Annotated in this window: 7 protein-coding genes; 3 read left to right on the forward strand and 4 right to left on the reverse strand. The window is 64.7% G+C overall.

All coding sequences use genetic code 11. From position 1 onward, the window contains the following. Positions 1-162: 162 nt before the first annotated feature. Positions 163-705, reverse strand: a complete 543-nt coding sequence (locus ACVOLQ_RS21820) for a DUF6630 family protein (RefSeq protein ID WP_313174589.1) — start codon at positions 703-705, stop codon at positions 163-165. 130 nt (positions 706-835) lie between these two features. Between ACVOLQ_RS21820 and ACVOLQ_RS21825 the strand changes: the two genes are divergently transcribed. Further along, positions 836-1,084 carry a DUF3297 family protein gene (locus ACVOLQ_RS21825; protein WP_313174590.1) on the forward strand — a complete coding sequence of 83 codons (249 nt, stop codon included), beginning with the start codon at positions 836-838 and terminating at the stop codon, positions 1,082-1,084. A 153-nt stretch (positions 1,085-1,237) separates the two neighbouring features. Here the strand turns inward: ACVOLQ_RS21825 and ACVOLQ_RS21830 are convergent, their stop codons facing one another. Together ACVOLQ_RS21830 and ACVOLQ_RS21835 are read right to left on the reverse strand one after the other, a co-directional pair. Further along, complete coding sequence (locus ACVOLQ_RS21830; RefSeq protein ID WP_313174592.1) at positions 1,238-2,881, reverse strand: Na+/H+ antiporter; 1,644 nt, start codon at positions 2,879-2,881, stop codon at positions 1,238-1,240. Positions 2,882-3,126: 245 nt separating this feature from the next. Continuing rightward, the gene (locus tag ACVOLQ_RS21835) at positions 3,127-3,921 is read right to left on the reverse strand and encodes a DODA-type extradiol aromatic ring-opening family dioxygenase (protein WP_481529287.1); all 795 of its coding nucleotides are present in this window, start codon (positions 3,919-3,921) and stop codon (positions 3,127-3,129) included. Between the two features lie 99 nt (positions 3,922-4,020). On the opposite strand from ACVOLQ_RS21835, the gene ACVOLQ_RS21840 reads away from it, so the two are divergent. After that, on the forward strand, positions 4,021-4,923 hold the full coding sequence (locus ACVOLQ_RS21840; RefSeq protein ID WP_481529288.1) for a LysR family transcriptional regulator: 903 nt from the start codon (positions 4,021-4,023) through the stop codon (positions 4,921-4,923). Here ACVOLQ_RS21840 and ACVOLQ_RS21845 read toward each other — a convergent pair. Then, complete coding sequence (locus tag ACVOLQ_RS21845; protein ID WP_481529290.1) at positions 4,915-7,851, reverse strand: bifunctional diguanylate cyclase/phosphodiesterase; 2,937 nt, start codon at positions 7,849-7,851, stop codon at positions 4,915-4,917. The genes ACVOLQ_RS21840 and ACVOLQ_RS21845 overlap by 9 nt on opposite strands. 330 nt (positions 7,852-8,181) lie before the next feature. Here ACVOLQ_RS21845 and ACVOLQ_RS21850 point away from each other — a divergent pair, with 330 nt between their 5' ends. Continuing rightward, positions 8,182-10,287, forward strand: a complete 2,106-nt coding sequence (locus ACVOLQ_RS21850; protein WP_481529289.1) for a M13 family metallopeptidase — start codon at positions 8,182-8,184, stop codon at positions 10,285-10,287. The last annotated feature ends 181 nt before the right edge of the window (positions 10,288-10,468 follow it).

Raw genomic sequence — 10,468 nt, forward strand, 5'->3', positions numbered from 1 at the left:
GGTGTTTTTGCGGGGGTTTATACTTGCTTGTTTCTGGGGTGTGCCTGTGGTTCTTGTGGGTTAGGGTTTTGTGGGGGATTGTTGTGTTTCGGGCGCCACTACATGTTGGCTTGTCGGTACAGCCCCAGCCGAGCATGGCTCGGCTCTACCGTTGCTGCTGGCTCAGAACGGGTCGCTGCCCGGACGGACTTCAACACCGAGCAACGAGCACAACGCCAGCATCGCTTCATCATCGCGGCTCAGCGCCACCCAGCCGGCATAGGCGTCGCCACCGGTGTTCCAGTTCCACACCGTGTAGCCGTGCTCACGCAGGCGGTCGTGGGCGGTGGTCATCAACGTCGGCACGTCGAGGTCGTCGGTGAAGTCTTCGTCGTCGAAGTCACCGCCCCAGGCGATGTCCAGGTTCCAGCGCGCGGCCATTTCATCCAGCGCGGCGACGAAGGAATCAACGTCCTTCCAGTCCACATAGAAACCTGAACGCCAATCGATGGCGTCCTTCAGGTCCCACAACCATTGTTCATCGCTGGCATCGTCCTCGGCGCCCGCGCGCGCTTCGCGCCAGGCATCGAACTGCTGCAGCGCCGCGTCTTCATCACCGGGATTGATCAGCCACAGCAGGTTCCAGACCCGCGCCGGATGGTCGTCTTCGTCGAAGTCCGGTTGCAGCTCGTCAGAATCTTCGTAATCGGCGCTGTTGTCTGGCATGGGACGGTTTCCACTACATGATTGGCGCGCATTCTGCCGCCAGCGGCGTGCCAGCGAAAGCCTTGGCGCGCCACAGCGGTTATCCTTGCGCCCCGAAGAGGGCCACGGTGGCCTTCACTGAAGCACTGATATGAGCGATACCCCTCCCGATCATCTGGCGGTCAACCCGCAGAGCCCGTTCCACAATGCCGAAGCGCTGCAGCGCGGCGTCGGCGTGCGTTTCAATGGCATCGAGCGCGATGACGTCGAGGAGTATTCGGTCGCTGAAGGCTGGATCCGCGTACAGGCCGGCAAGGCCCGCGACCGCCGCGGCAACCCGATGACCTTGAAGATCAAGGGTACGGTCGAACCGTATTTTCTTGAGCTGAAGAACGTTTAAGAGCTTAAGAGCCTGCCCTCACCCCAACCCCTCTCCCGCAAGCGGGAGAGGGGCTAAAGCGGGATGGCTTGCGCTCTGAGAGCCCCTCTCCCGCTTGCGGGAGAGGGGTTGGGGTGAGGGGAAGCTTCTAGCTAAAGAACCCCAAAACCACCCTCAATCCCTTTGCCGCGTCTCCAGCAGATCCAGATTGCGGATCAGCTTGCGCGCGATCTCGTCGGATACCTGCCCGCGCCGGGTCAGCCGGAACAACTCCTCGCGCTCGGCGTTCAAGCCAGCGCTACGCAGGCTGCGGTAGGCCTGCTCCATGCGCCGCACTTTTTCCGGGTCTTCATCCGGCCCCTGCCCCTTTTCCAGATTGCGCTGGTACAGCAGGCTTACCCGTGCCGCGGCATCGTTGAGCAACTGTACCGAACTGGTGGATTGGCCTTCGACCAGGGCCTGACGCGCCTTCTCCACCGCCGCCAGGGCCGCCTTGGAGGATGCCCTGCGGGCCAGGTCTTCCTCGCGCCGGCTGTCGTCGTCCTTGGGCAGCTCCAGGCCCTTGAGCAGGCGCGGCAGCATCAGGCTGGCGCCGACCAGCGATACCAGGATCACCGCCGCCGCCAGGAAGATCACCAGATCACGTGCCGGGAACGGCTCACCCCCGGGGATCATCAGCGGCAGGGTCAACACGCCGGCCAGGGTGATCGCGCCACGCACGCCGGCCACCGACATCGCCAACACCACCCGCCATGGCGTGCTGGTTTCCTTCTCGCCACGCATCCGCGCGCGCAGCAGGTTCCAGCGCAGCGACAGCCATACCCAGGCCAGTCGCAGCACCACCAGCACCGCATTGATCGCCAGCACATAGACCACCAGCCACCAGGCACTGTGGTGGCCGGTCACCGACATGGTCTCGATCGCACGCTCCACGATGCCCGGCAGCTGTTCGCCCAGCAGCACGAAGATGATGCCGTTGAAGCTGAACTGCACCATGTTCCACACCGCATTGCGCTGCACGCGCATGCTGCCGCTGATGCGGCCGGTCAGCTCCACGTAGCTCATGGTCACGCCGGCGGCTACTGCGGCGAGGATGCCCGATGCGTGCAGTTCTTCGGCCAACAGATAGGCGGCAAACGGAATCAGCAGGTTGACCAGCAGCGCGGCGCCGGGTTCTTCGCCGAAGCTGCGCCACAACCAGCGCTGGAAGGTGGACACGCCCCAGGTCACCGCCACGCCAATCGCCAGGCCCGCAAACGCCACCCACAGGAAGGTCAGCGAGGCCTCCGCCAGCGAGAACGAACCGGTCATCACCGCCGCCACCGCGAAGCGGAAGCAGACCAGGCCGGAGGCATCGTTCAACAACGACTCGCCTTCCAGGATGTGCATCAGCCGCTTGGGAATGGGCACGCGTGAGGCGATGGCGCCGACCGCGACCGGATCGGTCGGCGAGATGATCGCCGCCAACGCGAATGCCACCGCCAGCGGCATCGATGGAATCATCCAATGGATCAGCAGCCCGGCACCGAGCACGGTGAACACCACCAGCCCGAACGCCAACTCCAGGATCGCGCCCTTGTCGCGGAACAGGCCCTGTTTGGGAATACGCCAGCCATCGAGGAACAGCAGTGGCGGCAGGAACAGCAGAAAGAACATGTCCGGCTCAAGCGCATGGCCGCGATTGAAGACACCTGCGATCAAGGCACCCAAGCCGATCTGCACCAAGGGCAACGGCAATGAGAAGGGGAGGATTCTTACCAGATAGCCGCTGGCGACAACCGCCACCAGCATCGCCAGGACTACTTCAATCGTGTGCATGCCCGTTCCACGGATTCACTACCACGACAGCAGGCTGCCGACACTGGCAGTGGCGGATGAATACCGGGAAATTACCACAGCAACCCTGGCTTGCAGGTGCAGATTGCGCTGCTCATCCATCGTAATGACATGATCGACGGCAAGCAGCCCTGTGGCGGCTGCACGCCGAGGCCGGCCCCATCGATCCCGTCAGCGTGGGGCACTGTGGCCTGCACCCAACCCCAGCCTGGACCCAGCCAGCGCCCTCACTCCTCGCCGTCGAAACGATAGATATCCATCGCCAGGAAGCCCATGTCGATGCCGGCATCGATCCGCCGTGCACCAAGCCGCTCGCCGCCGGCGGCGCCCATCGCGAAGTACAACGGCAACAGGTGTTCGTCGGTGGGGTGTGCCTGCGCCGCAAACGGTGCCTGCTTGCGGTAATCCAACAGGGCTGGAAGGTCGTTGGCCCCCAGCTTCTGTTCCACCCACTGGATGAACGGGCGCACATAAGGCGCCTCCTTGCCATCCTGGTAATTGCGCCAGTCATGCAGGTTGTGGGTGATGCTGCCCGAGCCGATCAGCAGCACGCCCTGCTCCCGCAACGGTGCCAGCGCGCGGCCCATCGCAAGCTGGTGCTCGGGGCCAAGCGACGGCTGGATCGACACCTGCAACACGGGAATATCGGCCTGTGGGTACAGGTAGCGCAGCGGCACCCAGGCGCCATGATCGAGCCCGCGCTGCGGGTCGATGCCCGGCTGCAGGCCGGCATCGGCCAGCCGCTGGGCCACCTCCTGCGCCAGCGCGGGTGCGCCCGGTGCCGGGTACTGCAGCTGATACAAGGCTTCCGGGAAACCACCAAAATCGTGGATGGTTTCCGGCTGCGCCGCCGCAGACACCCGCGGCGCACGTCCCAGCCAATGTGCCGAAGCCATGACGATGGCGCGCGGCCGCTGCATCCCTGCAGCCAGTTCGGCCAGGCGCGGGCCCACCAGCCCCGGCTGCAGGGCGGTCATCGGTGAACCGTGCGAGATGTAGAGGGAAGGCAGCGCGCTGCGCATCATGGGCTCCCAGAGGTATTTGAGAGCCCACAGGTTATTGCGCGCCGAGTCGGCAACAAATAATCTCGGTAGCAACGTTTTATTGCGGAAACGGAAACAATGGACACCATCGATGCCATGCGGGTGTTTGTCGCCGTGGTCGAGCGCAATGGCTTCAGCGCCGCCGCCGATGCCCTGGACGTTTCCACCGCCGCCGTCACCCGCCAGGTTGCTGCGCTGGAAAAGCGCCTGTCCACACGCCTGCTCCACCGCACCACCCGCCGGGTCAGCCCGACCAGCGCCGGTGCCGCCTATTACCAGCGCTGCGTGCAGTTGCTGGCCGAGTTCGACGCACTGGAAGCCTCGGTCAGCGCACAGGCGCTGCAGCCTTCGGGCCGCTTGCGGATCAACGCGCCGGTCAGCTACGGCATTGCCCGGCTGGGCGCGCTGCTGCCCGCCTACAGTGCCCGCTACCCGCAGGTGGAGCTGGACCTGCAGCTGTCGGACCGCCTGGTCGACATGGTCGAGGAAGGCTTTGACCTGGCCATCCGCATCATCCGCCAGCCGGCCCCCAACCTGATTGCCCGGCAGTTGGGCCTGGTCCGCATCCGCCTGTGCGCGGCGCCGTCCTACCTGGCCCTACGAGGAACGCCCAGCACCCCGCAGGATCTCAGCGGACATCAATGCCTGTCGTACACCTACTCCGCCGGCGGTGACACGCTGCAGTTGCAGGGGCCGGAGGGCGAGCTGAGCATCGCCTTGCAGCCGCATCTGCGCGCGAACAATGGTGAGGTGCTGCGCGAAGCGGCGATCGCCGGCATGGGCATCATCGCGCAACCGGATTTCATCGTTGACCAGGCGCTGGCCGCTGGCCTGCTGGTGCCGGTATTGCCGCAGTGGGAAGTGCCACCCATCGGTATCCATGCGGTCTACAGCAGCCGCAGCCACCTGGCGCCCAAGGTGCGCAGCTTCATCGACTATCTGGTCGAATGCCTGCAGCCTGATGCCGCCCGCTCAAATTGAGCGGCTGTCTTCCAGCATCACCAGCACCTGCTCCAGCGGCATCGGCCGGCCCAACAGATAGCCCTGCACCTGGTCGCAGCCATGTGCGGCCAGCCAGCGCCGCTGGCCTTCGGTCTCCACCCCCTCGGCGATCACCGACAGGCCCATGCTATGGCCCAGCGACAGCAGGGCGCGGCAGATGGCCGCATTGCGCGGATTGCTTTCGACGTCGCTGACAAAACCGCGATCGATCTTCAGCGAGTCCAGCGGCAGATGCTGCAGGTAGGACATGCTGGAGAAACCCGTGCCGAAATCATCCAGCGCCACCCCGACGCCATTGGCATGCAGATGCCCGAGGGTCTGCAGTGCCTGGGTGGGATTGCGCATCAGCACGCTTTCGGTGAGCTCCATCTGCAGCGCGCCGCGGGCCAGGCCGTGGTCCTGCATGGCACGGCTGAATTCGCCCACCAGATCGCTGTTGAACAACTGCACCGCCGAGACATTCACCGCGATCGGCAGGTGCTGCCAACCGGCAGCCGACAATTGCTTCTGCGCGCGCGCAGCGGCATGGATCACCCAGCGGCCGAGCGCGATGATCAGGCCAGTGTCCTCGCACAGCTGGATGAAGTCGGCCGGCGCGATGAAGCTGCCGTCGGCCTGCGGCCAGCGCAGCAAGGCCTCCAGCGCCACCGGGCTACCCTCGGCCGCATCACGGATGGGCTGGAAGTGCAGCAGGAACTCACCGCGGTCAATGGCCATGTGGATGCGCCCGGCCAACTGCAGGCGCTCGGTGTAGTGCGCGGCCATGCCTGCGTTGAAGTGCAGCAGGGCCACACCGCTCTCGCGCGCGGCATGCGCGGCCTGGGCCGCCCGGCCCAGCACCTGTTCGGCCAGCTCGCCGTCCAGCGGGCAGCTGGCAACGCCGATGCGGGCTTCCAGCTGGTGGTAGGTGTCGCGGCCACGGATGGGCTCGGCCACCGCCGCCAGCAGGGCATTGAGCGCCATCTGCGGATCGCCCTCGCCCTCGATCGCCAGCACGAAGTCTTCGGCCGGCTGGTGTGCCAGCAGGCCGTAACGGGCAGCCAACCCACCCAACCGCACCGATACCGCGCGCAATGCCTCCTCACCGGCATCACGGCCCAGGGTATCGGTGATCATCTGCAGGCCACGCAACTGCACGTGCGCAATGGTGTAACCGCGACTCCCCGCATCCAGCCGCTCGGACAGCGCACGCACGGTCAGCAGGCCGGTGCCGGCATGGTGACTGGCGCGATAGGCCAGTTCGTTCTCATAACGCAGCCGCTGGCTGACATCTTCAGCCAGCACCAGGCAGGCATTGCGGCCGGCGAATTCCAGTTTGGCGAAATGGCCCTGCACGTGGAAGGCACTGCCGTCCTTGCGCAGGTGGGTGCTGACCTGCAGCCCCAGCAGATCGCCACTCAAGGCGCGGCCGGCAGTCTGGCGGATCTCGTCCCACTCCGCTGCCGGGCGGATATCCAGGATCGACATCGCCAGGAATTCATCGCGGCTATAGCCGTACTGATCGATCGCGGCCTGGTTCACCTCCAGGAAACGCAGCGTGACCAGGTCGAAAATCCAGAACGGCGCAGGGTTACGGTCAAACACCAGCCGGAACTGGCGTTGTGCCTCCTGCGCGCGCGCCTCGGTGTTGACCCGCTCGCTGATATCGACCACCGCGCCAGCCAGACGCTTGCTGTCGCCGCCGTCGTCCACCAGCTCACCGCGCGCGGACAACCAGCGCAACGATCCATCGCCGCTGCGCAGCCGGAACATCGCATTCAAGGCGCCCTTGCCGGCCAACGCCCGCTCCAGCATGTCCTTCAACCAGGCCCGGTCTTCCTCGTGCACGCGCGCAAGGAACCCGTCCAGCGAGGTGCTGCGCCCGGCCAGGGCCAGCATCTGCTGGGTCAGCGCCGACCAGTACACCACCGGCTTTTCGCCATGGATGGACCAGGTACCTACCTTGCCCACTTCATGCGCCAGCGCCAGCTCGGCATTGCCTGCCTGCAGCTCTTCGCTGAGCTGCTGCTGGTGACGGGTGCTGCGATCAACCCGATAGAGCAGATAGGCGAAACCGGCCAAATACAGCAGATAGACGCCGATGGAGGCGTACAACAACAGGTACCAGCCCGCCATCACCTCGCGATAGGACAGCGAGGCAAACAGGCTCAAGGGGAAGTCCATCGGCACGCTGACCGCCGCGATGCGGCGCTCGCCGTCATACGGGCTGACCACCACGCCCTGCCTCAGCACCACCGGCGACGGCGCCAGTATCCGCATTGGCCGTGCCAGCTTGTTGCCAACCAACCGCTCCGGATCACGGCTGTGGGCCACCAACTGACCATAGCGGTTGCCGATGGAAGCGGTGCCGTCGCGCCCAAGATCCAGGCCGCTCACCACCTCCTGGAACGCGCCCAGCCGGACCCGCGTCAACAACCACTGGCCCGGCTGCACCTGCAGTGCCGCACGCAGCACCCAATGCTGGTCAGGCGTCTGCTCCAGCGCTCCCAGATAGAGGCCGCCATTGAGCAGGCGGTTTTCCGCAACCACCCAACTCTGCAAGGTGGGATCGCCCTCGCCCGAGGACAGCGGCACGCCGCGATCATCCACCAGGGTGATGGACGCCAGGTCCTGATTGCGCTCCAGCACACCACGCAGGCTGGCCTCAAACAACGCAGGTGCCTGGTCAGGCACCTGTCGATAGAACTCCCGGCAATCACTGGCACTGCCGCGCAACGCGCGTTCCCAGGTCACCAGCTGAGCGCGCAGCAGGCGGCTGCTGCCGCTGGCCAGCGCCGCCGATTGCCGCTGCGCCGCTTCCAGCCGGCTGCTGCGGTCGTTCCACAACATGCTGATCATGCCGCCCGCCAACAGCAACCCCACTGCCACACCGGCAATGATCATCACTCGCAACGGATGAGCCGGCATCCGGGTCACCGGTGGATCCAACGTAGCAGTAGACGGTCAGCTGGCATTGCGTATGTTGGTCCTGGCATCACTACAACTAGGAACCGGCAGGTGGGGACCTGCAACGGTCGCATGCGAACACCACATACTCCACCCTGCCAATGTCTCCCCAGACACCATCTGCAGCGCGTTCGCTCAAGCATGCAGCACAATCACCGTCGGCGTGAAGAGTGCGTGACCAATTTTCTCGTATTCCCCGTACTTGTGCACATCCGTCAAGTGCCAGAATCGATATCTTTATGAACGGGGTTGGAGGTCTAGACTTGTCGCACCCATCCTCCGGATACCGTCATGGCTTTGCAACGTTCCTTCCTGGTACTGGCAATCGGCGCCGCGCTTGCACTCAGCGGCTGCGCAAAGGACGCCAGCGCACCCGCCGCTGACAACAATGCAACACCGGCTCCGGCCACCGCCGCAGCCAAGCCGCAGCTGGGCAGCTTTGGCTTCGATGCCGATGGCATGGACCGCAGCGTCGCCGCCGGCGACAACTTCTTCGACTTCGCCAATGGCCAGTGGGTGCAGCGCACCGAGATTCCGGCCGACCGTTCCAACTATGGCAGCTTCAATGTGATCGCCGAGAAAACCCTCGCCGATACCCGCGCCATCATGGAGGAAGCCGGCAAGGCCGATGCCGGCGAAGTCCGCAAGATCGGTGATTATTACGCAGCGTTCATGGACGAAGCTGGCATCGAAGCGCGCGGCACCGCACCGCTGCAGCCGGCATTGCAGGCCATTGCCGGCATCACCGACAAACAGGCGCTGGCCAAGGCCTTGGGCGCCAGCATGCGTTCCGACGTGGACCTGCTCAATGCCACCAACTTCTACACCCCGCATCTGTTCGGCGTGTGGGTTTCGGTCGATCTGTTGCAGCCTGACCGCAATGCGCCCTACCTGGTGCAAGGTGGCCTGGGCATGCCGGACCGTGATTTCTACCTGCAGGACGGCCGCATGGCCGAGCTGCGCAAGGCCTATGAAGGCTACGTGACAACGCTGCTGGAACTCTCAGGCGACAAGGATGCCGCGGCCAAGGCGGCGCGCATCGTCGCGCTGGAGACCAAGATCGCCCGCGCCCATGCCACCCAGGAAGAAACCAACGACGTGCAGAAGGGCGCCAACGCCTGGAAGCAGGCCGACCTCGCTGGCAAGGCCCCGGGCATGGATTGGACGGCCTTCCTTGAAGGCGCAAGCCTTGGCGCGCAACAGGACTTCATTGTCTGGCAGCCCAAGGCTGTGGCCGGCCTGTCCAAGCTGGTCGCCAGCGAGCCGCTGGAGGTGTGGAAGGACTACATGACCTTCCACGCGCTGGATGAGGCGGCAACCTATCTGCCCAAGGCCTTCGCCGATGCCAGCTTCGCGTTCCACGGCACCACGATGAGTGGCACCCCACAGCAGAGCGAGCGCTGGAAGCGCGCCGTCGCCGACACCAATACCGCCATCGGTGAAGCAGTGGGCAAGATCTATGTCGAACGCCATTTCGATGCCGCCACCAAGGCACGCGCCGACGAGATGGCCAGCAACATCATCGCCGCCTTCGCCAAGCGCATCGATGCGCTGGAATGGATGTCGCCGGAAACCAAGGCGCATGCCAAGGCCAAGGTTGCAGGGCTGAAAGTGGACATGGGCTACCCTAGCAAGTGGCGTGATTACAGTGCGCTTGAAGTGAAGGCCGACGATGCACTGGGCAACGCCCAGCGCGCCTCGCTGTTCGAATACCAGCGCAACATCTCCAAGCTCGGCAAGCCGGTCGACCACAGCGAATGGGCGATGCTGCCGCAGACCATCAATGCGATGAACGTACCGCTGGAGAACCGCCTGGTGTTCCCGGCCGCCATCCTGCAGCCGCCGTTCTTCGACGGCGCCGCGGACGATGCGATCAACTACGGCGCCATCGGTGCGGTGATCGGCCATGAGATCAGCCATGGCTTCGACAATGCAGGCGCGCTGTTCGATGAAACCGGCAAGCTGCACAACTGGTGGACGGCGGACGACCTGAAGAAGTTCAACGCTGCCGGCGATGCATTGGCCATGCAGTTCGACAGTTACGAGCCTTTCCCCGGCGTACACGTCAACGGCCGCCTGACGCTGGGTGAGAACATCGCCGACGTTGCCGGTCTCGGTACCGCCTACGACGCCTATCGCCTGTCGTTGCAGGGCAAGCAGGAACAGACGCTGGAAGGCTTCACCCCGGACCAGCGCTTCTTCCTTGGTTTCGCCCAGGCCTGGCGCAGCAAGGCGCGTGAGCAGGCGCTGCGTAATTCACTGCTGACCAATGTGCATGCACCCGGCCAGTTCCGTGCGCTGACCGTGCGCAATGTGGATGCGTGGTACCCGGCGTTCGATGTCAAGCAAGGGCAGAAGCTGTATCTGGCACCCGAACAGCGGGTGAAGGTCTGGTAAGGGCTTTGCGCTCCCTCCCTTTGGCCGAAGGCCAAGGGGAGGGTTGGGGAGGGGTTGCTGTGCTGCTTGCGGTAGTGGGGGGGGGGGCGCGGCGCAGGCGAGAGGAAAGCACCCGCAGAGGAAACGGAAAGGCCGACCGCACAAACACACACCCCAAACAAAGCAACCAGCGAGGGTGGGG

The organism is Stenotrophomonas sp. STEN031 (genome assembly GCF_056759975.1).

Bases quoted from the DNA above. Each gene is read 5' to 3' on its own strand.
- ACVOLQ_RS21840 (WP_481529288.1), top strand. From the start codon at position 4,021: ATGGACACCATCGATGCCATGCGGGTGTTTGTCGCCGTGGTCGAGCGC.
- ACVOLQ_RS21845 (WP_481529290.1), bottom strand. From the start codon at position 7,851: ATGCCGGCTCATCCGTTGCGAGTGATGATCATTGCCGGTGTGGCAGTG.
- ACVOLQ_RS21850 (WP_481529289.1), top strand. From the start codon at position 8,182: ATGGCTTTGCAACGTTCCTTCCTGGTACTGGCAATCGGCGCCGCGCTT.
- ACVOLQ_RS21825 (WP_313174590.1), top strand. From the start codon at position 836: ATGAGCGATACCCCTCCCGATCATCTGGCGGTCAACCCGCAGAGCCCG.
- ACVOLQ_RS21820 (WP_313174589.1), bottom strand. From the start codon at position 705: ATGCCAGACAACAGCGCCGATTACGAAGATTCTGACGAGCTGCAACCG.
- ACVOLQ_RS21830 (WP_313174592.1), bottom strand. From the start codon at position 2,881: ATGCACACGATTGAAGTAGTCCTGGCGATGCTGGTGGCGGTTGTCGCC.
- ACVOLQ_RS21835 (WP_481529287.1), bottom strand. From the start codon at position 3,921: ATGCGCAGCGCGCTGCCTTCCCTCTACATCTCGCACGGTTCACCGATG.